At 36.8% G+C, this 23,890-nt stretch carries 13 protein-coding genes; 4 read left to right on the plus strand and 9 right to left on the minus strand.

Annotated elements, in window-relative coordinates; translation table 11 throughout:
• Positions 1 to 559: 559 nt before the first annotated feature.
• The 7 genes from sat to psbC form a co-directional block, all read right to left on the minus strand.
• On the minus strand, positions 560 to 1,738 hold the full coding sequence (sat, locus tag VKJ25_RS00605) for a sulfate adenylyltransferase (protein ID WP_324234693.1): 1,179 nt from the start codon (positions 1,736 to 1,738) through the stop codon (positions 560 to 562).
• A gap of 931 nt (positions 1,739 to 2,669) precedes the next feature.
• Positions 2,670 to 3,518 carry a DUF8189 domain-containing protein gene (locus VKJ25_RS00610; protein WP_324234694.1) on the minus strand — a complete coding sequence of 283 codons (849 nt, stop codon included), beginning with the start codon at positions 3,516 to 3,518 and terminating at the stop codon, positions 2,670 to 2,672.
• A 367-nt stretch (positions 3,519 to 3,885) separates the two neighbouring features.
• Complete coding sequence (locus tag VKJ25_RS00615; protein WP_324234695.1) at positions 3,886 to 4,377, minus strand: ureidoglycolate lyase; 492 nt, start codon at positions 4,375 to 4,377, stop codon at positions 3,886 to 3,888.
• 751 nt (positions 4,378 to 5,128) lie between these two features.
• Entirely contained in the window at positions 5,129 to 6,742 is a 1,614-nt protein-coding gene (locus VKJ25_RS00620) for a cobyrinic acid a,c-diamide synthase CobB (protein ID WP_324234696.1), read from the minus strand.
• Between the two features lie 38 nt (positions 6,743 to 6,780).
• Entirely contained in the window at positions 6,781 to 7,224 is a 444-nt protein-coding gene (locus VKJ25_RS00625) for a globin domain-containing protein (protein ID WP_324234697.1), read from the minus strand.
• Positions 7,225 to 7,498: 274 nt separating this feature from the next.
• Positions 7,499 to 8,200, minus strand: a complete 702-nt coding sequence (locus tag VKJ25_RS00630) for a hypothetical protein (protein ID WP_324234698.1) — start codon at positions 8,198 to 8,200, stop codon at positions 7,499 to 7,501.
• A 754-nt stretch (positions 8,201 to 8,954) separates the two neighbouring features.
• Entirely contained in the window at positions 8,955 to 10,313 is a 1,359-nt protein-coding gene (gene psbC / locus VKJ25_RS00635) for a photosystem II reaction center protein CP43 (protein ID WP_375340288.1), read from the minus strand.
• Between the two features lie 569 nt (positions 10,314 to 10,882).
• Here psbC and VKJ25_RS00640 point away from each other — a divergent pair.
• From VKJ25_RS00640 to VKJ25_RS00650, 3 genes are all read left to right on the plus strand, one after another.
• Positions 10,883 to 11,446: a photosystem I assembly protein Ycf4 gene (locus VKJ25_RS00640; protein WP_324234700.1), complete on the plus strand. Its 564-nt coding sequence runs from the start codon at positions 10,883 to 10,885 to the stop codon at positions 11,444 to 11,446.
• Between the two features lie 906 nt (positions 11,447 to 12,352).
• Complete coding sequence (locus VKJ25_RS00645) at positions 12,353 to 13,099, plus strand: peptidylprolyl isomerase (RefSeq protein WP_324234701.1); 747 nt, start codon at positions 12,353 to 12,355, stop codon at positions 13,097 to 13,099.
• A 527-nt stretch (positions 13,100 to 13,626) separates the two neighbouring features.
• Complete coding sequence (locus VKJ25_RS00650) at positions 13,627 to 14,787, plus strand: beta-ketoacyl-ACP synthase (protein WP_324234702.1); 1,161 nt, start codon at positions 13,627 to 13,629, stop codon at positions 14,785 to 14,787.
• Between the two features lie 367 nt (positions 14,788 to 15,154).
• On the opposite strand, the gene VKJ25_RS00655 is transcribed toward VKJ25_RS00650, so the two are convergent.
• Positions 15,155 to 15,556: a hypothetical protein gene (locus tag VKJ25_RS00655; protein WP_324234703.1), complete on the minus strand. Its 402-nt coding sequence runs from the start codon at positions 15,554 to 15,556 to the stop codon at positions 15,155 to 15,157.
• Between the two features lie 718 nt (positions 15,557 to 16,274).
• Here VKJ25_RS00655 and VKJ25_RS00660 point away from each other — a divergent pair.
• The gene (locus tag VKJ25_RS00660; RefSeq protein ID WP_324234704.1) at positions 16,275 to 21,797 is read left to right on the plus strand and encodes a WD40 domain-containing protein; all 5,523 of its coding nucleotides are present in this window, start codon (positions 16,275 to 16,277) and stop codon (positions 21,795 to 21,797) included.
• Between the two features lie 778 nt (positions 21,798 to 22,575).
• Here the strand turns inward: VKJ25_RS00660 and VKJ25_RS00665 are convergent.
• Positions 22,576 to 23,890 (minus strand): glycoside hydrolase family protein (locus tag VKJ25_RS00665; protein ID WP_324234705.1); only part of this gene is annotated, 1,315 nt, incomplete at its 5' end.

The raw sequence follows: 23,890 nt of genomic DNA on the forward strand, positions 1-23,890 counted from the left end.
CTAATCAGGAACTCCTAAAACCCTTGTGAGACGAACCCCTAGTCCCTCCCAGGATTCAAAAGGGGATCTCTTAGCAGGGGAGAAGGGATAAACAATCATACTAGCTAAATAAAAATACTTAAATAATCCCAGAAAAATGTATGAAAAAATACATTTTTTTTCCAAAAGAGCCGAACCAAAACTTACACATAACTTGCCATTAATGCCCAAGTTTGATATTAAGAAAGATGTTTATAAAGCATAGCTCTAATTAGGGCTGGCTTAATTATTTATGAAAGCCTTTACAGATAGACTTTTTAGCATTTTTAGGTAGATAAAAAGTACCAGCTTTTCAGTCTGGAAAGCTAAAAAGTCTAGGATTTTATGCTATAATTAGTCAGTTTTTCGGGAACCGTAAATCAAGGGATAATTCCATAGGACTACCTTTTCTGTAATTCCCCTGACTCCTGGATTGCCAGATTGCTGGATTCTGGCTTCTCCCTGCTACTAAAAGACTGAAGAAGCGCAAACCCTAACTATTTATGCCCTAACTTTGAGGACTGTACTAGAAAAATTTCTGTTAGCTCTCCTCAGATATTTTCATTGCTTTAGCTAATTCTGCTGCTACCTCTGGTCTGGAAAATTCTGGTGGTGGTAACTCACCCCGACGTAACATTTCTCGTACTTTTGTCCCTGATAAATGAATTCGTTCTTCTTTTGTACTGGGACTTGTTTTACTTGTGGCCATACCTTTAGTACGAGTACAATAGAAAGCGTGTTCAAATTTCATCGGAACAATACCTAGCTCTCCAGGTTCAAACTTATCGAAGATATGTTGAGCATCATAAGTTCCATAATAATCCCCTACTCCAGCATGGTCTCGACCAACAATAAAGTGGGTACAACCATAGTTTTTCCGAATTAAAGCATGAAAAATTGCTTCTCGTGGGCCAGCATAACGCATAGCCGACGGATTAATGGCCATCATTACCCGATTTTGAGGAAAATATTTTTCTAACATAATCTCGTAACAACGCATCCTGACATCAGCAGGAATGTCATCTGATTTAGTAGCACCGACTAAAGGATGTAGAAATAGAGCATCTACTATTTCTAAAGCACATTTTTGAATATATTCGTGGGCGCGGTGGATGGGGTTACGGGTTTGGAAACCAACTATTGTTTTCCAACCATTTTCCTGAAAAATCTTTCTGGACTCGGCTGGATCAATTTGATATTTGGGAAATAATGGGTGAGGATGACGTTCTAATAACCAAACTGGACCTGCCAAGTTCACTAGGCCAGAATCATAGATAACTTTCACTCCTGGATGTTTTTCTTCATCTGTACCATAAACGTTAGTTGCCTCGTGAACTTTGTCATAAGTAAACTTTTGAGTTAATTCTAAAACTCCTGCAAATTCTCCAGAAGGAGAATCTAGACGCACCAAACTTCCTTCTGTTAATAAATCTGCTACTTCTTCTGAGACTGATAATGTTATGGGTACACTCCAAGGTAGTCCATTTTTCAGACGCATATCAACGACTACACTTTTATAGTCATCTTCTTCCATAAAGCCATTTAGAGGGCTAAAGCCTCCTATAGCTATCATTTCTAAGTCTGAAAGTGCCCGTTTGTCTAATTGTATTTTTGGCAAGCTTTCAGCTTTTTCCATAAGTTCTTGTCGTTTTTCTGGTGTAACAATCCGATTAATTAGTTGGCCACCATGGGCTGGTATAAGATTTGGATACTGAGTCAAAGTAATTCCTCTCTATTATTAACAACTTATTAGTTGAGAAAGATTAAGTTCTAATATTTATTCTACATCTTTGAGGGAGCTACAAGGTATACATAAGTGGGGTTTACTGAAAAAAAATCATAGTGTGGGGAGTGTGGGTAATATGGGAAGACAGAGAAAGTCGGAGGAATAATTTTTTCGGAGGTAGTCTTGCATAGTAATGGTGAAAATATATAGGTTTTCTAATTTCTTCCCCAACTCTTCATACCTCTGACAGTTCATATCATTACTATGCACCACTAGCTTTTCTTGATATTTCTGTGGTTGTCTACTCGAAATCCTAATTTTTTTTGGTCACTCAAGCTGATCTGTTTTTCATTCACATTTTTGAGATTAAGCCAGCAAATCTTAATTTTGGGAAATGGAGTTTCTGTATAATATTTTGTTCGTGTAATACAGAATGTTATAGTTATTGATTGCACGTTAGGGATGAAACAACTGATTAATCATCATCCCCGGTGCAAAATGCTTTTCTGATACCAACTCACTTTAAAGATGTCACAAATAAATAGTTTCCCGGTTTAAATCTGATAGGACTTACGCACGAACGCTATTGGTAGGTTGCGTTTCGCTGCGCTACATGAAAAGCGCAGTTCCTAACACACCAATACTATATATATAGTGCCTTTGCATAAGTCCTGTCTGAAATAATTACCCGAAACTATTGTTTTCAGGACTAAAGCCATGAACGCTATTAGTAGGGCGCGTTTTGCGTTCCGCAAAGCTCCGCTTTATATATCGGCTCAAGCGCCGAAACGCTACGGGACATGTAAAGCGTCTCTCGTAAAGCACCGATACGCTATATGCTATATATAGTGCCTTTGCGTAAGTCCTAGTTTTGTCAAAGTTTTGAGTTAATATAATCCAACTGCTGATTTCAGTGAAGTGGTATTTAGTATACCACTGCTCCTGGTCCCTCAGAGATACCAGTATTCCGTATGTTTTGGTCTCCAGACCATTCGGAACCATCAAATGTATTGCACCATAACCATCCACTATCATCTCGGCCTTGATGGAAGACATGAATTTGATCATTGTAGACTACCGCGTCGGGACCAGCTGTAATCCCTGTGTCCGGTACTTTTTCGTCTCCAGTCCACTCGGAACCATCAAAAACATTACACCATAACCAGCCATTATCGCCTCGGCCTTCATGGAAAACATAAATTTTGTCGTTGTATACCACTGCTGCTGGATCGTCAGTTAGACCAGTCGCCCGTACTTCAGTGTCTCCAGCCCACTCGGAACCATCAAAAACATTGTACCAAAGCCAGCCACTATCTCCTCGGCCTTGATGGAACACATAAATTTTGTCGTTATATACTACTGCTGATGGACTAGAGGTAATTCCTGTATTGGGTACTTTTTGGTCTCCAGCCCACTCGGAACCATCAAAAACATTGTACCAGAGCCAGCCATTATCTCCTCGACCTTGATGAAACACATAAATTTTGTCGTTGTATACTACTGCTGATGGCCCAGCGGTGATTCCGGTATTGCCTATTTCAGTATCTCCAGCCCATTCGGAACCATCAAAAACATTGTACCAGAGCCAACCATTATCTCCTCGACCTTGATGGAATACATAGATTTCGTCGTTGTAGACTACTGCTGATGGATCTCCAGTTATTCCAGTTTTGGGTACTTCAGTGTCTCCAGTCCACTCGGAACCATCAAAAACATTGCACCAGAGCCAACCTTTGTCTCCTCGGCCTTGATGAAATACGAATATGTTACTCATTATTGATAAAATTCCTACAATTATTAGTTGATATTAGACTTAATTCTGGTTTCTCTTTGTAACCTACAACACCTATATTCTATTGTTGAGGGTTATTGAGGAACAAGACTCATAACATTCTGAACTATGATTGTTTTCATGTCAATAGATAAAACTAAGCGCTTATGCACAAATCTTTCCTCTAGAAATTGATAACAATTTGAGCAAGACCCTTTAATATTTGCAAAACTACATAAATATCATGTTGCAGGTTTAGAGCAAAATGATGGGCTTTTACCCATACTTTTAATTCTTTGAAATCTCTCAAATACTTTTTCTTCCTGATAATGGTAATTAAGCTTTTACCTAATAGGTGAGACCTAAATGCTTACACAATTTCCAACTCTAAATTATGACTTTTAGCAAAATCGTGCGTAAAATGATCTACAACATTTGTATCACTTAATTCTAGGTTATAAAAATCTACAAAATCTTGCTCAAAATAAGGACCAGCGTGCCAAGTTCCCACCTCTAATTTAATAAAACAATTCCCAGGAATTTTAAAAGCAATTACATCTTCTAATTTAGGTGCATCTTCTGTACAAGGTGCAGCGACTGCCATTAACCATTCTTTTCCTTCTAGAGAACCTAAACATTGAGTACATTGCCCATGACGAGTAATTTTTGTAAACTTTAGACCTTTATTATTTAACCTCATAATATAGAATCTTGGAATACCATTTTCTAAACTTAATTGAGCATCATCTTTGTCATATTTTTTACCATCTTCTGAAGCCCAGATTACTTGCCCAAAAGGTTGAAAATTATGTGATGTAATTTCCTGAGCAATTAGTTGTTTAACTATTTTTGAATTAGTCATTTTTTCTCCTTTTTATTATTTTAATTTTTAGTTGGTATTGAATAGTTTTATGTAAGCATTTAGCTATTAGTTGTCAGCCGTCATAAATTAATATCCTGCTGTTTTAATAGGTTTGAATTTATGGTCAATTAATAAAAAAATATTACCTCAAATCAAAATCAAAAACTAATAGTTAATAGTTAATAACTGATGGCTGACTTACGCTTTTATTTTACCAAAAATATCTAGGGTTTGCGCTTCTTCAGTCTTTTAGTACCAGGGAGAAGCCAAAATCCAAAAGGAATAAGAATTACAGAAGAGTAGGGACGTAGGGACGTTGCATACAACGTCCGTACAGAAGAATTATCTCTTGATTTACGGTTCCCGAAAAATCGTCTAATTATGATAGAAAATCCTAGACTTTTTAGCTTTCAAGACTTAAAAGCTGGTACTTTTGACCTACCTAAAAATGCTAAAAGGTTTATCTGTAAACCCTTTCATCAATAATTAAACCAGCCCTATCTAATGTTTAAAGCTATATATACTCAGATTTTACTTCTAGGGAGTCATCGGGTATGAAGTTTTACTTTGTCATTTGCCAAGAAATTTATTTCTTATCTCACAACAAAAGTCATCTTTAAATGACTGATTTATTATGACTAATTAATCAGACAAAATATAAAGCTAATATGTAATTCGGTTGAAAAATTGTTATGGCTTTGATAATTACTAACCAGTAATTTGTTAATTATTATTATAGTTACTTGTCTTGTCAAGAGGTTAATATACTAATTTGCTCAATAAATCGCTTCGGAATATCTAATCTATTTCCCCAATGCAAATGAAGATAAGAAGCATGAATTTGATAAATTTTCCAACCATCAAAAGTTACCTGGCTTTCCAATCTTTTTTCGTCAATTCGCCACATTTTATATATAGACATTGAGGCTGTTTCAGTTAATTCTGAACGATGAAACTCATGCCCATAAACTTGTTTATTTTCTGCTAATAATGGAGTATTTATATTAGTAATTGCTTGCCTATATCCTAACTTTAAACTTTTCCCCATTACTGCCTTGGTTGGCAAAATTCCTACCATTTCCCAAGAGTTATTCTTAAAGTCAATAATTCCCTCAGATAAATACATCAATCCACCACATTCTGCATAAGTCGGCACTCCTGAAATAATTGCTTTTTTCACCGCATTTCTAACCAGAATATTTTCACTTAACTGTTGAGCAAAAATTTCTGGAAACCCACCGCCAAAATATAAACCTTTTATTTCTTCAGGTAATTTTTCATCTTTTAGCGGACTCCAAAATACTATTTTGGCTCCTAACTCTTCCAAAATATCTAAGTTATCTTGATAATAAAAATTAAATGCGCGATCGCGAGCTACTCCTATTAAAATTTCTGACTTTCTTTTATCAGAATTATTGATATCTGACCAGGGCGGATATATGGTTTTATCAGAGCAAATATTAGTAGATAAAATTTGCTGATATTTCTCATTTTTAACTTTTAAAAAAGGCAGTAACTTTTCCCAATCAAAACAAGTTTTTGCCAAGTCAGCTAAGTCATTAATTAAAATACCTAAATCTGGCATTTCATCAGTGGGAACTAAACCTAAATGTCGGTCAGGAATAGTAATATTTTGATGCCTTCTCAAAACTCCAAGTATAGGTAAATTTATAGATTTTAAAGAATTTTCTAGTAGTTGTAAATGGCGATCGCTCCCCACCCGGTTCAGTATCAAACCAGCAAAATTAATAGTAGGATCGAAAGAAACAAAACCGTGAGCGATCGCTGCCACAGAAGCAGACAACCGACTACAGTCAAGCACCAACAAAATAGGCAAATTTAGTAACCGGGAAATATGAGCAGTAGAAGCAAAACTGGGAAAGCCATCATTTTCTCCCCCCCTGTCAAAAGGGGGATTATATCTTTCCCAGCCATCATTTTTTCCCCCTCTGGGAAAGCCATCATCTTCTCCCCCCCTGTCAAAGGGGGGATTATATCTTTCCAAACCATCATTTTTTCCCCCTCTGGGAAAGCCATCATTTTTCCCCCCCCTTTCAAAGGGGGGTAAGGGGGGATTAAAACTCACCCCATCAAACAAACCCATTACTCCTTCCACCAGAGCAAAATCAACATTCTGAATATTGCGACCAAAACATTGTTGCACATAAACTTCAGAAGTCAGCACCGGATCTAAATTTCGACAAGGTTTACCCGTCACATATTGATGAAACATGGGGTCAATGTAATCAGGCCCCACTTTAAATGATTGCACCCGGAAATGTTGCTGTTTTAAATAAGCTAGTAACGCTAACGTAATAGTTGTTTTACCAACACCACTGCGTTCCCCTGCAACTATTAAACTCAATCTTTCCCCCTTTTTTTTTCTAACTGAATTTTTTTCAGTTAGGAAACACCTTCTTCTTCATATATTTTATGTTCTCGGTTAATAAAAACTTCAGCTAATGCCTGATAAGCTTCTGCCCAAGCAGCTATAACTTCTGGCGTTGCATCCTCTCTCAAAACATCTTTCATAGCTTCCAACATACATTCTCCAACTACCGGATATTGTTCTGGTTGTACATGAGTTTGTACATGACGGTGAGCAATAGTTTCAACTGCTGATTTTAAACTAGCCAAATCATCAATATGAGTAGCATAAGCATAAACTGCAGTTGCTAACTTAGCTGGTTGAGAGCCATCAGCTTGAGCTGACATATCAAATTGTGACTTAACTTCTGGATGTTTTTCAAACATTATTTCATACATCCGAGAAGTAATTTTCTTTCCTTCTTTTTTGAGGATAGGTGCTGTAGATTTGACAATATCAATTGTTTTTTGACTAACCATAATTTATTGTTAATAACTTCAGGATTTAGGCAAAATTTACGCACAAAACAAAAAGGATTTATCTACAAAATCAAAATCTCCTGACTGGAAAATAATTAGGGCAATAAACCCGGTTTTTTGGTTGGTGTGCATAACTCCTGATTTTATCTCACAATAATTTACTTTTGAATAAAATAAACTTTTTCTTTATATACAGTCAAAAAAATTTTTGAGGTATCAATAGTACAAATTACTACTCTTACTTTTACAAACTAAAATTAAATTAATATAAACCTTACTTAAATTTAGATTGACATTTAATAATTTCTGAAGCTTCTCGTAAAAGTAAGTCTTGTTCATTTTTAATTTCTTCTAACCTAGTCAAAATCTGCATTAATCTCTGACGATTGTTTATAATTTTATTTGTAGAATCTATTGACGTTAAGTTTTTTCCTAAACCAGTTTGGTCAATATTTTTTTTAAATGACTTCCCTGAATTACTAAATACTTGCCGAAAAAATCCTAATAATAAAAATATCAAAAACAAACCAGTTATTAATGTAATTAAAGTATGAGAGTAAACCCATTCTAAAACATCAGGAGAAAGATAACGTTGAATTACTTCAGGAATTTGGAGATTCAAATTTTCCCTAATTTCCATTATCTTTTCCCCTACTTCAGTGAAAATATTTACAGCTTGACTAATTTGAGTAGTAGCTAGATCAGTTATTTTCTGGGTTGTTTCAGTAAAAAAATCTTTGGTATGTGCAGTTATTTTAGAAATACCATTTACAGCACTGTTAGTAGTTTCTGATATAACTTCAACACCTTGATTTTTAGCTTTATTGATACTATCAAATGATAGATGAGTTAATTCTGATAGAGAATTTTTTACTACTTCTGTTCCCTGATAAAAATACTCTTTTACTCCGTCATATTTTTCAAATAAAAAATCTTTACTCTGATTAAAACTTTCAGATATATTAGATAATTCCATATTCATATTTATCTGTTTTCAAATTATATAAAAAAATCAGTTTTACTACTAACAATATACAGGGGTTTCCGTTTCTATCAGGTATATCTATGACAGACAAGATTCCGGCACTACAATATTTTTACTATTCACGCTTTGCATATCATTGTAATCATTTCCTACGGAATGCTGCCCAAACAGCTATTAGCGTTTCTGTTCCCGAAAGCTGCGGAAACAGCTCTTCCTAAAGAATGGACTCACATTCAGCTTTTTAACAAATGACGTAATTATCCGTTATCTATTAATCAACCATACTTTATCAGGACTTACGCAAATTTACTATATATAGAGTTTTTTAACTATTGCACAATAGTTAAAAGAACTATATCTAGAGTTGCTGCGTAACTCCTGTTTATAATTCTGAGAAATCTAGCTTATTGCTTTTTCCTCTTCAGGACTTAGAGAAAGATACTATATATAAACCAAAAAAACTATTGCGCAATAGTAAAGAACTATATCTAGGGTGGCTGCGTAAGTTCTGCTCTTTTAAAGTTAATAAAGCTGATGACTCAGAGCTAATAGCTGAATGCTTACCCAAAAATTCCAAATTAAATCAATTCTTATCCAGAATTATCAATTATTTCTTTCTCTTCCCTGTTCCCTGTTCTCTGTTCCCTATTTTCAAACTATACCAAAAAAGAAAAACCTCACCCAAATTTAGGCGAGGTTTTTCAACTATTTCTAGAATAAACCAGCTAAATACAATGACCTAATATTAGTCAAGGTTAGGCATAGATAGCACTGGTTCTGATTCACGGTTGAGACCCTTCTCGAAACCACCCTCAGCAGCACGAGCCCGACCCGCGTGCCATAAGTGACCAATCAAGAAAAAGAAACCAAGAATGAAGTGAGCAGCAGCTAACCAAGCACGAGGGTTAACGTAGTTGAAACCGTTAATATCTGTAATGATACCACCTACAGAGTTGATGGAACCGTTAGGAGCGTGAGTCATGTACTCAGCAGCACGACGAACTTGCCAAGGCTGAATATCATTCTTCAATTTGTTTAAGTCTAGACCGTTAGGACCACGAAGAGGCTCTAACCAAGGACCACGGAAGTCCCAGAAACGCATTGTTTCACCACCGAAGATGATTTCACCAGTAGGAGAACGCATGAGGTACTTACCAAGACCAGTAGGACCTTGAGCAGAACCAATATTCGCACCTAATTTTTGGTCACGAACTAAGAATACAAAAGACTGAGCTTGAGAAGCTTCAGCATTAGTAGGACCGTAAAATTCGCTAGGATAAGCAGTGTTGTTAAACCATACGAAACATGCAGCAATTAAACCCATCATAGACAAAGCGCCTAAACTGTAGGAGAGATAAGCTTCTCCAGACCAGATGAAAGCGCGACGTGCCCAACCAAAAGGCTTAGTTAAAATATGCCACACACCACCGAAGATACAAATTAGGCCAACCCAGATATGTCCACCGATGATATCTTCCATGTTATCAACACCGATTAGCCAGCCTTCACCACCGAAAGGTGCTTTAGCTAGATAACCAAAGATAACAGCAGGATTAAGAGTAGGGTTAGTAATTACCCGGACATCACCACCACCTGGCGCCCATGTATCATATACACCACCAAAGAACATGGCTTTAAATACTAATAATAGCGCACCACAACCTAATAGGATTAAGTGGTAACCAATAATGTTAGTCATTTGGTTTTTATCTTTCCAGTCATACCCGAAGAAAGAAGAGTATTCTTCTAGAGTTTCTGGACCACGAACAGCGTGATAAATACCGCCTAAGCCAAGAACAGCAGATGAGATTAAGTGTAAAACACCTACTACAAAGTATGGGAAGATGTCAATAACTTCACCACCAGGACCAATACCCCAACCTAAAGTAGCAATGTGGGGCATGAGAATTAAGCCTTGCTCATACATAGGCTTTTCTGGGACAAAGTGAGCAACTTCAAATAAAGTCATTGCTCCAGCCCAGAATACAATTAGACCTGCGTGAGCAACGTGAGCCCCCAGCAGTTTACCGGATAGATTAATGAGACGAGCGTTACCAGACCACCAGGCAAAACCGGTGGATTCTATGTCACGGCCTCCCATCATGGAAGAACTAGAGACTGTTACCACTTAGTAGAACCTCCTACAAAAAATGTACTTAAAACGAGTAATCGTCTTTAATTTCCTAAAGTATTAGGAAGGATACTTTGGAGGCTAATTAACCGAGAACCAAAATATCTCAAATATTTGGACATTGTTGCGTCCCTTCTACACAAAATGTGTAAAGTTGGCCTCGCCCGGTTATTTTGGCTTGTTAGGTCTGACACACTGGTTTTTCAAATCTATTTACCTGTTTAATGCCGAACAACAGAGCTGGGAACTGGCCGCGCATCCCTAGGTGTTATGACCAAAATAACGTTTACTTAAAAAAAGTGGGCTGGACTAACCATTTAAGCGACTTGAGCGCTTTGGTTAGATTTGTGGTTAGTCTTGCTCTGATGAAAAAATTGGTTTTATTAAGCAAGTTAACATAAGTATATATAGGTTTAAGAATTTTTGCAATTTCTAGTCCATCCCTAATCTTAAAATTTATCTAAAGTAAGGTTTAGATTTTAGACTTTCATTACCATAATTTAAAAAATTTGAAAATTAAAAATTAATCGCACAAAGAATTTATGACTACTCAAGCTTCTATAGTCGATCGCTTACTACATCAACCAATTATTGGGTCTCGTCGTCTGAGTAATTACTTTTGGGCCACAGTAGTTAGCATGGGAGGTATTGGTTTCCTCTTATCAGGAATTTCTAGTTATCTCAAGGTTAATCTACTATTTGTGGCCGATCCTAGCCAACTCAATTTCTTACCCCAGGGAATAGCTATGGGATTTTATGGCCTAATTGGTACAGTCTATGGCATTTTTTTATGGTTAACTATTATTTGGGACATTGGCGGTGGCTATAATGAATTTAACCAAGACAAAGGCCAGATTATGATTTTTCGTTGGGGATTTCCTGGCAAGAATCGTAAAGTAGAGTTTAGCTGTCCTACGAAAAATGTCCAATCAATTAAGGTTGATATTAAAGAAGGTCTTAATCCTCGTAGAGCTATATATCTCCGCCTCAAAGATAATCGCCAAATACCTCTTACCCGTGTAGGTCAGCCATTGGCCTTGTCTGAATTGGAAAATGAAGCGGCTCAACTGGCAAAGTTTCTGCAAGTTCCTTTGGAAGGACTATGAGAATGAATAATGAATAATTGATAATGGATAATTCTACTAGACAGTAAAAAGTGCTTCGCGCCGTCTTTCATGTCGGTTCTTAGCCATTTTGCTTTTCGTTGCGCGACATGAAACGCAACATGAAAAGCAGATCTTTGCGAAGCGCAAAAACACACCCGACTGGACTGTTTCACCTAAAGTAGTGCATGATTATTCGTCTTTTCATATCGCTACGCGATATGAAAAGAAAGCTCAGCTTTGCGATAGTGAACTACACTGAAGCAATCTCCAGAGACTTTTCTATTGCTTAAATAAGATGAAACAATCCACTACCATTAGTTGTTGGGTTGAGGCACGAAACCCAACCTACAGGACTGTTTCATCTAAAATGCTGTAATAGTAGGGGTGGGTTTGATCAGCAATTTTCATGCTTACTCTAAGATTTACATAAACCCGCCCCGTTAGAGGGTGGCTTAGATTATAAGGGGGCGGGTTTATCTGACTTACTGCGTGAAAACTCGTTGTGCGGACGTTGCCCCGGCAAAAATGCGTTTCATGTCGCGCAGCTTTATCGCATAGGGACTGCTACGCTTTCCATGTCCGCTCAAGGGCGGAAAACGTCCCTACGGTCAAACCCACTCCTACTGATCCTGATTCCCTAATGCACACTCATTAGATGAAACAGTCCAATACGCCTAAATAATTTGTGAAAAACTGTAGAGGTTTGGTCTCCAAACTCATCAAGTAAAACTCAACAAAACCTTGCTAATATTTGGTTTCGTTCCTCAACCCAACCTATGCCTAAATAATTTGTGAAAAATTGTAGGGATTTGGAGACCAAACCCCTAGGAGAAAATGTTACAACCTACTAGATTTAGGATTACTGTATATTTAGATTTTAGAATCAAAATTAAATTTTTAGTGAAAATGAGAAGAAAAATCAGCCAATGGTTATTGCTGCTATTCGTAGTTGCAATTTTTTTCGTGACAGGATGTACTGCTACCTCAACTCCTAATGCAGCAGTTTCTACCCCAACTCCATCAAGTCAAACACAGTTAGCTGCCAAATATAGTTACTTACCTAAACTTGATGGTAAAGCAACATTAGAAATGACTGTTAATGGTTCTCCTATAACAATAGAAGTAGATGGTACTAATGCACCTATTACAGCAGGTAATTTTGTGGACTTAGCGCAAAAAGGGGTTTATGATGGGTTAGCATTTCACCGGGTAGTCCGTGAACCTCAACCTTTTGTGGTTCAAGGTGGCGACCCTCAAAGTAAAAACCTAAATGTTCCTATAAAGAATTTAGGTACAGGAGGTTTTATCGATCCACAAACTTCTACGGAACGTTATATTCCTCTGGAAATTAAACCTCAAGAAGCTACTGAACCAGTTTATAGCAAAACTTTTGAAAGTGCTGGTATTCAGCAGCCACCTATTTTATCTCATACAAGAGGTGCTGTGGCAATGGCTCGCTCTCAACCACCTGATTCTGCTTCTTCCCAATTTTATTTTGCTTTAACTGACCTTCCTTTCCTAAATGGTAACTATGCCGTATTCGGGTATGTTACTCAAGGAATGAAAGAAGTTGTTGATAATATTCAGGCAGGCGATCGCATTGAGTCAGTTAAGGTAATCGAAGGTCTGGAAAATTTAACTATACCTAATTAAAATTCAAAAGTAAGAAGTAAGAAGTAAGAAGGGTAAGCTTCTTGGAATTAAAATTCAAAATTCAAAAGTAAGAGTTGTTTTTCTTTAGGACTAAAGTCATAAACGTTATTAGTAGTGGACTGTTTCATCTAAAACTTTGCATTAGGAAGGCAGCGTAGAGCCGGGTTTTACCGTAGGGACGTTGCATAAGGGCGTCCTTACAACGAGTTTTCGTAAGTAAGTTAGCTAAACTCGCCCCTAATGATATAGCCAACTATCCTAGAGGGGCGGGTTTATATAAATCTCGGAGTAACCATGAAAATTCTGGCTAAAACCCGCCCCTACCCTTTGTACTATTTTAGGTGAAACAATCCAGTAGTTGACTGTTTTATCTAAAACTGTGCAGAGCGATTTTCTCTCTAGGCTCTTTGTTTTCCTTGTCTTCCCTGTCTAGACACAGCCAAAAAGCAATGCACCATTTAAGGTGAAACAATCCAATTTTCTATTCCCTATTCCCTGTTCCCTATTCCCTATTCCCTAATTTAACTGTGAAAGTTGTTGTTACGGGTATTGGTCTGACTTCTGCTTTGGGAAACCTCTATCAAAGTTGGGAAAAGTTACTTAAGGGCAAGTCTGCTATTAAGTTTCATCAACCTTTTGCGGAACTACCTCCCCTACCTTTGGGTATAATTAATTCTCAACCTGTTGATTTAACTAGGTTAACTAAACAAGTTGTAGAAACTGCCGTCAAATCTTCGGGTTTGACACTTCCACTTTCTGAATGTGGTGTAGTTGTATGTTCTAGTCGTGCCTATCAAGGAATGCTAGAAAGATTTGCCAAAAAGCAGCTTAGTCTAAATTATCAGCTTGAAAATCTGGAAAAAGATCATAGCTCATTTATTAATCTGTTGCCTCATCAACCTGCTATTTTTGCTGCTAGTCAGCTTGGTACAAAAGGACTTGTTCTAGCTCCCATGGCTGCTTGTGCGACAGGAATATGGGCGATCGCTCAAGCTGTAGATTTGATTGAAACTGGTCAATATCAACAAGTTATTGCGGGTGCTGTCGAATCTCCCATTACACCTCTAACTATAGCAGGATTTAGAAAAATGGGAGCTTTGGCTCAAACAGGTGCTTATCCTTTTGACCGCAGTCGAGAGGGATTGGTTTTGGGGGAAGGTGGCTCTATTTTGGTATTAGAGTCTGCTGAGTTTGCAAGGCAAAGAGGGGCTAAAATTTATGGGCAAATTCGGGGTTTTGGTTTGACAAATGATGCAAATCATGGTATTGCACCAGACTTAGGTGGTAAAAGTGCAATGTTAGCGATCGCTCAATGTTTAGCTAGAAGTGGTTTATCTGCTGAAGATATTGACTATATTCATGCTCACGGAACAGCAACTCAGTTAAATGATCGCCACGAAGCTAATTTAATTCAGCAAATTTTTCCCCAGAAAGTGGCAGTTAGTTCTAGCAAGGGAGCTACTGGTCATACATTAGGAGCATCTGGAGCATTGGGAGTAGCATTTTGTTTGATGGCGATCGAACATCAAATTTTACCTCCCTGTGTGGGATTAAATGAGACAGAATTTGATTTAGACTTGGTGAGGTATGGTCGTGAATCTCAGGTGAAAAATGTTTTATGTTTGAGTTTTGGGTTTGGGGGGCAAAATGCAGCTTTAGTCATAAGTAGGGTCAGTGGTCTTCTGTGAGACAGGAAGCTAGCTCATAAGCTCATGCAATTCCGGCATGGGTAAGTTTGAGTAAGTTTAGTAGAACGGTTACTATGGCATAAAGATCAAGGAACAATTATGCCTCCGATTTTCTTTATTTTTCCACACTTGCCACCCCTCCCACACTTTGCTTTTTTCAGCCAATCCTAATTAGCGCTTGCTGATTAAATCTCAAAATACTGATATATAAAGGTATTGACCTTTTTATGTCGGGCTAAAAATCAAAGGAGGATTATTCTATACGGACGTTGCATAAGGGCGTTCTTACTCCTCTATAGTCCCCATTCCTTCTGGATTCACTGATTCTGGATTCTGACTCCTATTCTTAACCACTCATACTTTTGACCTAATTACCACCAAAAGTAGGGGTTGAGTTAGAAGCAGGAGCTGTGAAAACAGATTGATCGTAAGGATTAATCAGATCGGGAGTCCGAATAACTGGGGTACTAGAAAATTGTCGCCTTTGTTCTCTTATGTACAACCTGTTAAGTCGGCTATTATCACTTTCAATAGCTTGTTCTGGATACTTAGGAATACCTAAAAAACGACCTACCTGATGGAAAATACTTCTATTCCTCAAAAAGTTACCAGAACTTCTTTGACTTGCTTTGTTAAACTCTTCTGCAAAAGGTTGATATGTACCAGCAGAATCTTCTGGGTGTCCTCCTTGAGCAACCTGGATAGATGTTAGGGTTGCGATCGCAGAAAAAAGAATCGTACCACTGAAACTTTTCCAATTAATGGCCATAAATTTTAACTTATTGAGATTATTACTGCTGAATTACTCGTATTATAGCAGCCAGATTCTCAAGATCGGGAATTCAAGAATAAGGTATGGCTGATCATAATGACAAACAGCTCAAAGGATACAAATTATACCAAATCCGGTAGTATCCGTAGAATTTAAGACTGTAGGGGTTTGGTCTCGAATTTTTCGGGAACCTTACCCTCGACAAGCTAGCATTTTTCTCTCTTTTCTGATGGTAGAACCTTATTTTCCAAAGCCAAAGGATTTGATATTAATGAAAACTGCAAAGAGACTGATTTATTTTAGGGGATGGGGGGATGGTGAATACAAGGCTCTAATTCTAGCTTTTTTCCTATTTCCCCTCCACAGTCGGGGTTAGGGGTGGGTTGACTCCTGACTTACTTCTTTGGCAAAAAACCACACCTTTCTTTGTAAAGATACGGTTAGGGGTTATATACAAAATATTATGACCATAAATGTTACAGCCTTCTTTCAGGCTACTAAACTTGGTAATATCAAATCCGGTAGTATCGGATTTGATATAATCTCTCTTCTAAACCGGACTTAGTATAAAGCCTTATTCTAAGATAACCAGGAACTTGAGCAAAAATACTATACTGACTTCTCTTCAGTAAGGGGGGACAAATAATTGAAGACCTCAAAGACAATATTGCTCAGTGGTTCCCTGACGAATCCACCTGATAATTGATAACTGAAAATGCCAGAAGATTTTAATCAAAATTCAGAATTATTGTCCGAGCTAATATTTGCTCTGGAAATGTCTCAAGGAGAGTTTCGGCTATTTTTAGCCCGTAGTAATACTCTAACTCAGCGCGATCGCATCATGGAAAAACTCAAAACATCTTTCGATGGAAACCTAGCAGAGTTGGAGTTAGATGAGTCAGTGGAAGAACTTTATACCACTATCGAGCAACATTTAGAAGGAAAACAACCAGATGCTTTAATGGTATTTGGTTTAGAATTTGTCAGTAATATCGATCAACTACTGGTTTCAATGGGTTTAGTACGGGAGGAGTTTAGAGATAATTTTCATTTCCCAATACTTTTATGGATAGATGTCAAGATTTCTCAAAAGTTTATTCAGTTAATTCCTGATTTTGAAAGTTGGACAAGCCTTACTGTATTTGAAACTCCCACTCAAGAATTAATAGATTTTATTCAACAAATAAGTGATCGTGTTTATCACAAACTATTAGAGCATGGGGCAGGAATATTTTTAGACAATACTGCTTTAGGTGTGGGAGAATTTGTTGATCAAGAACTTTTAGATGCGCAGCAAGAATTATCAAAGAGAGGAGTTAAGTTAGAACCAGAATTAGAAGCGGGTTTAAAATTTGTTTTAGGTAGAACAGCAGATAATTCTAGTGAAAAATCATTTGAGATATTATTAGAGTATTATAACCGCAGTCTCGAACTCTGGCAACAACTTAACAATTTAGTACGAGTAGCTCACACTTATTATTATCTGGGGTTATTATGGTGTAGTTATCAATTTTGCTATCGGGTAGACAAAGATGATATAGGTTGTTATCGAGCTGCTTCATATTATCAAAAGTCGGTAGAAACTTTTGAGAAAGCTAACCGTCCTGACTTAGCAGCCAAATTTATCAATTCTTGGGGAGAACTTTTACAGATATTGAAAAATTGGGATAAGTTAGAAACTGTGGCCTGCAAAGCCATAAAATTACATCAAACCTATTGTTATCCATTTCGAGAAGCTCGTGCTTATGGTTTTCTAGCTGAAATTGAACTGACTAAAAATCACTATAAACAAGCCAAAAAATTTGCTCAAAAAGCTCTAAAAATTCTTACCAATGCCCTAGCTAATAATTCTAATTGTACTTCAATAAAAGAAGAACTTAATCTAGATTGGCAGTTTTCTCATTATCAGGGTAAATATTTATTTGCTCTAGGAAAATCTGAAAAAGGTTTAGGTGAAACCAAAGGTTCTATAGCCAGATTAGAACAAGCAATATATACGACAAAACCTGAATATAATCCAGAGTTTTACATTAATATTCTCATAGAATTAAGAGAAATATATTATCAACAAAAAGAATATTTAAAGGCTTTTAAAATTAAGCAAGAGCAACTTAAAATAGAACAACAATTTGGATTTCAAGCTTTTATCGGTGCCAATCGCTTGAGAGATACCAAACTAAATATTAATCCTACTTTACCTCAGTTGCAGCTAGGAACTAATCAAAAACAAATGATTAGAGAAATATCTGCATCTGGACGACAGTTTGATGTAGAAATATTACTAGAAAGAATTAGTCGCCCTGACTACAAATTAATAGTTATTCATGGGCAATCAGGAGTAGGTAAAAGTTCAATTTTGCAGGCTGGATTAGTTCCCATTTTAAAGGAAAAGTCAATTGATACCCGTGATGTAGTAGTGGTTTTGCAGCAAGTTTATGTTAATTGGATTTCTGAACTGGGAAAAATTTTACAGAAAGAAGTACAAAGAATTGGAAATTTAGCTGATAATTATGAGAATCTAAACTTAGCTGAGGAAATTTTTACTCAGTTAGAACATAATGCTAAAGAGAATTTTTTAACTGTAATAATTTTTGACCAATTTGAGGAATTTTTCTTTGCTAATTTTGAACAAAAACAGAAACAAGAATTTGCTTTTTTTCTGGGAAAATGTTTAAAAATTCCCTTTCTGAAAATAGTTTTATCCCTACGGTCAGATTATATTCATTATTTATTAGATTTTAATCATTTGGCTAATTTAGAAACAATTAATAATGATATTTTAAGTGAAAATATACTTTATTGTTTAGGGAATTTTTCTAAATCACAAGCAAAATCAGTTATTCAAGGATTAACACAAAATTCTCAGTTTAAAATAGATAATAATCTGATAGAAATGTTAGTTGAAGACTTGGCAGAAGAGTTGGGAGAAATTCGTCCAATAGAATTGCAAGTAATGGGAGCGCAATTACAGAGAGAAAATATTACGACTTTGGCAAAATATCAAGAATTAGGAGACGATCCTAAAGGAGAATTGGTAGACCGATATTTAGAATCAGTAGTAGAAGACTGTGGACGAGAGAATGAAAAATTAGCTTGGTTAGTCTTAGTATTGTTAACTGATGAAAATAATACTCGTCCCCTAAAAACTAAAGCAGAATTGGAGAAAGAAAGCAATTTTAGTGTCAAAAAGTTAAATTTAGTATTAAAGATTTTTGTAGATTCTGGTTTAGTATTTTTGTCGCGACAAAACCCAGAAGACCAATATCAGTTAGTACATGATTATTTGGTAAAATTTATTCGGCAAAGGAAAGAAGTAGAAATATTAGAGGAACTAAAACAGGAACGGGAAAAACGACAAGAATTACAGAAACGGATGGTTGTAAGTTCAGTTTTTGCTGCATTAGTAATGGCAGTATTGTCAGTGGGAATGGCAATTTTTGGTTTCGATGCTAAATTTGAAAGAAGACTCGCAGAGAACCAAACTATTCAAGCTCAAGCAAATGAAGCTAAGGCACATTCTCTTTTGGGTCAGCGTTTGGATGAAATTATGAGTGCAATGAGAGCGAGGCAAAAACAAATAGATAATAGTTTTCAATTAAAGAATGAAACTAGCATTATTACAGATGTTTTACGAACAGCAGTTTACAAAACTCACCCAAATGAGTTTAGAGAGTTTAACCGTATCCCAAGGCATCAGCATAAAGTATTTGATGTAGAATTTAGCCAAGATGGAAAAACTATTGCTACTGCAACTGATGATGGTACTCTGAAATTTTGGAATCTTCAAGGGCAGTTATTGAAAATAATGGCAGCAAAAATAGATGAAACTTTAATCTCTGATGTAGATTTTAGCTGGGATGGAAAAATGATTGCCATTGCCAGTAATGATGGTACAGTGAAATTGTGGAACCTTCAAGGAGAGTTGTTACAAACTCTGAAAGAATATGATAGTTCGATCTCTGATGTAGAATTTAGCCAAGATAGAAAAACTATTGCTACTGCAACTGATGACGGTATAGTGAGATTGTGGAATCTTCAAGGAGAATTGTTACAAACTTTGAAAAGCAATAATAGTCCTATTTCTGATCTAGATTTTCAGTCAGATGGAAAGATGATCGCAACTGCTAGCAATGACGGTATGGTGAAATTGTGGAACTTTCAAGGAAAGTTGTTACAAACTATTAAAGCTCATACTGGTATCATTTCAAATATAAATTTTAGTCCTGATGGGAAGACTCTCGCTACTTCCAGCAATAATGGTATGGTAAAATTGTGGAACCTTCAGGGGATATTGTTGCGAACTATTAATGCTCATAATGATCGGCCTTCGGATTTAACTTTTAGTCCGGATGGAAAGACTGTTGTAACTGCCAGTGATGACGGTACGGTGAAATTGTGGAACCTTCAAGGAGAGTTGTTACAAACCCTGAAAGGACATGATAGCTTGGTATCTGATGTCGAATTTAGCCCCAATGAAAAGATAATTGTAACTGCCAGTGAAGATGGTACGGTGAAATTATGGAATTTAGAGGGGCGAGAGTTAAAAACTCTGAGTGATTATAATAGTTTGGTTTCAGATTTAGCATTTAGTCCTGATGGAGAAATAATTGCCACTGCTAGTGATGATGGTACAGTTCTGTTATGGAATCTAGAAGGGCAAGAGTTGCGGACTATGAAAATTCATAATGGCTTGGTCTATGATATAGAATTTAGTCCTAATGGCAAGACTCTGGTAACTGCCGGTGACGATGGTACTGTCAAATTATGGAACTTGCAGTGGCAAGCATTACGGACTTTGGAAAAAGATAATGCTCTCGTTAATGGCGTAGCATTAAGTCCCGACGGAAAAATAATTGCCACTACCAGTGATGATGGTGTAATAAAATTATGGAGCTTACAAGGAAAAAAGTTACGCACTTTAGAAAGCAATAGTAACAGCATCTCTGATATAGTATTTAGCCCCGATGGAAAAATAATTGCTGCTGCCAGTAATGATGGTACAGTAGAATTGTGGAAACTAGAAAAGCAAGAGTTGCCCGTTCTTTTGGAAGAGAATAGTCACAGTATCTCTGATATAGTATTTAGCCCCGATGGAAAAATAATTGCTACTGCTAGTGATGATGGTACAGTTAAATTATGGAATCTACAAGGAAAAGAGTTGCGGTCTCTAAAAGGGCATGAGAATTCGGTTTCTGACCTAGATTTTAGTGCAGATGGAAAAATGATTGCTACTGCAAGTAATGACAAAACTGTAAAATTGTGGAACCTACAAGGAGAATTGTTGCAAACTCTAGGAGGGTATAAAAGTTTAGTCTCTGATGTCGAATTTAGCCCTGATGGCAAGATAATTGCTACTGTAAGTCGGGAGAGGATAATAAAATTGTGGCCAAATCTGGGAATAGAAGAATTTACCCAATATGGTTGCCAATTGTTAAATGATTACTTAATCTCCCATCCTGAAGAATTAAAGGAACTCAGAATTTGCCAAACCGATAAACGCATCAAAGCAGCAGCTCTTAGTTGGGTAATAGAGGGAGAAGAACTGGCAAGGAAAAGCATGGGCAAAAGCCAAGAGAGTACAGACAAATTTCAGGAAGCAATAAAAAAATTTAATCTAGCACTAAAATGGAATCCTGACCTCAATTTGAAGCCAAAAACTAGGGCAAAATCATTACAGCAGGCTGAAAGGTTTATGATAGATGGCACTGATTTAGCAAGACAAGAAAATATAGAAGCAGCCATAGAAAAATACCAAGGAGCAAAAAAACTCGATCAAGTAGCATTGGTTCCTACTTTGGAAAATCTTGACCCAGAAGCTAAAGCTAAATCTGAAGCAGCAAATGCTTTATTGCTTCAGGGAAGAAAACTTATGAGGAAAGGAAAACTTAAGGAAGCACTTATATCGTACCAAAAAGCAGAAAAATTTGATCGTCATCAAATTTCTGCTAGTCATTGGAATAGGCTTTGTCGTGAAGGTACGATTGATAAACAACCTGCTGATGTTATTATTGCTTGTGAAAAAGCAGTTGCTCTTGACCCGAAAAATGGTAATTTTGTTGATAGTCGGGGATTTGCTAGGGTGTTCACAGGGGATATTGAAGGAGCAATTGCAGATTTTCAGGTATTTGTAGAATGGACTGATGATCACGAAGAGAAAGAGGAACGACAAAAATTGATCAAAGCACTCCAGGCAGGGAAAGGGCCGTCTCCAATAGAATTGGAGGAGTTCAAGGATTAGTCAAGAACCTGATCATATCAAGTTTGCTTAATTCAAGAGAAACAATACTTCAGCACAGACACTATATATAGCGTCTTTGCGTAAGTCCTGAGAAAAAAATCTTTTATTTTCAACCATTACTAAATCTCCCCACTCCCCATACTCTAAACCCTATTTAGGACTTGCTAAAAAAATTGGTTGGTTAGGGTAGGACAGGGGGAAGCGGAGACGGGGAGATGGAGTAAACTGGCAAAGGTTTCGGCCATTTTATGTGAAGAAATTTTCTGCACTTATTTCCAGAAAATCTCAGTAAATTGATGTCAATAAAAGCCAATAACTAGGAGATTAACTAAAGATAAAAAGCTCCTAACACTTATTTATTCTGACTTTTAGCTTTATTCAGCAACCCCTATTTATATAAAATCCGGTTGAATACTTAGGGCTTGCTGATTAAATATTAAAACATTGATATATAAAGATTTTAGGCTTTTTAGGTAGGGAAAAAGTACAAGGTTTGTGCTCTTCAATTACTAAAAAAGTACGGTTCCCAAGAAATAGGATTTTGGTTGACGCTCTGCAGAAAAACTAAGGGATAATTCTTCCTCTTGTCTTCTGCAAATTCCCTACTTCTCCTGACTTCTGACTTCTGACTTCTGGCTCCTCTCTACTACTAAAAGACTTTTACGGTTCCCGATAAATCAGCAAGCCTTACTTATTATGTATTTGGGGGTGATAGGGTGATGGGGTGATTGAAGTGTAGATAGAATTATGAACATATATTATATAACCAGATTTTATGTTAGAGGTCGTAAGGTAAACCAGTTGGTTTGCCATCTATAGCCAGAGGAATCCTTCCCCATCCTGCCTCCTCACCCATATCAAGCCAGATTTGATCCAAAGTATGGAAACTATAAGGATCATACGCACCATTAGCACCTATCTCATAAGCGTTAGAAGCACCATATCGAATGCCAAAAGGATCGTGAATATAAATTTGTTCTTTATCCAAATTAAATCCTGTGGCTACAACCATGTGTCCGCTACTTTTATAAGCTACACCCAAAACTACTGGATATCCAGCTTGTAGACAAAGCATTAAATCTGCGTGAGAAAGTGTATAAGAGAAATAGGTTTCTACCCCAAAATCTCTTAATGCTTTAGTTTGCGCCTCATGGTCTGTGGTATCACCATATTTGGCTAATGTTTCTCCATAATAACTTTCAAATTCTTTGTAGCCACAAGGTTTTGCTTTCTTCATTAATTCTGGCTTTAAAGCTGCTAAGAACATAGCACAAGAGGTCAAATTACATTGACGACTTCCTGCACCAAAATGAAGAGTATCGTTATCTACTTGAGAAAAATAAGGTACGTCTAGCTTTTTCACCCGCACATTTTTTGGTTGTTTATATTGTAAATGAGGTGTATAAGCATAAACTTTTTCCAGAGAAGTTTTGCTATCAACTGCTAATCTTGGATTTTCTAAAGTCAACAAAGTATGTTGTTTAGCATCTGGCAATATTTGTATCACCTTAATTTTTTCATCTTTGTTGACAAAACTTTTCTGATTATCCCATAATTCTGAAGATTGTATGGGTTTAGACTTTAACCAAGTTGAATGGGCAAAAGTTACAGTAGTAACTTCCTTTTTTTCCTTTGTTGTGCTTTGAACAGACTTACTATTTTTGACAAATTTACAAAATAGTTGAGCTTCAGCACATCTGCGCCTCCGCAAACCTACTTCAGCAGCAGAACCAGGATTTCGATATTTTTCAAATTGCTTTGTTACCCAATCTTGATCTGCCCACTTGGAAACGCTGTCACAAACCTGGGTAATGGAATTGAAGTTGGTTCCACGATAAAAATTTGCGCCCAGGTTATAGGCAAAACTATAAAGCGCCCCCCGTTGATTTTCATTCATCTGAGACCAAGTAGGGATTTTTTCTAAAGCAGGTTTACAAACTTCTTCTACTTCCCAAGCTAAATACTCCTCTGCTTCAGCACGAGTAATAATATCATTTATCCTAACTTTAGTTCCATCAGGATATTTAGTAGTGCCATACCCAATTGTACCAACTTCCCACCCATAGATTGGATCGGGATATGCTTGGGCTCGG

The sequence above is a fragment of the Okeania sp. genome (assembly GCF_035285525.1).
Taxonomy (GTDB): Bacteria; Cyanobacteriota; Cyanobacteriia; order Cyanobacteriales; family Microcoleaceae; genus Trichodesmium.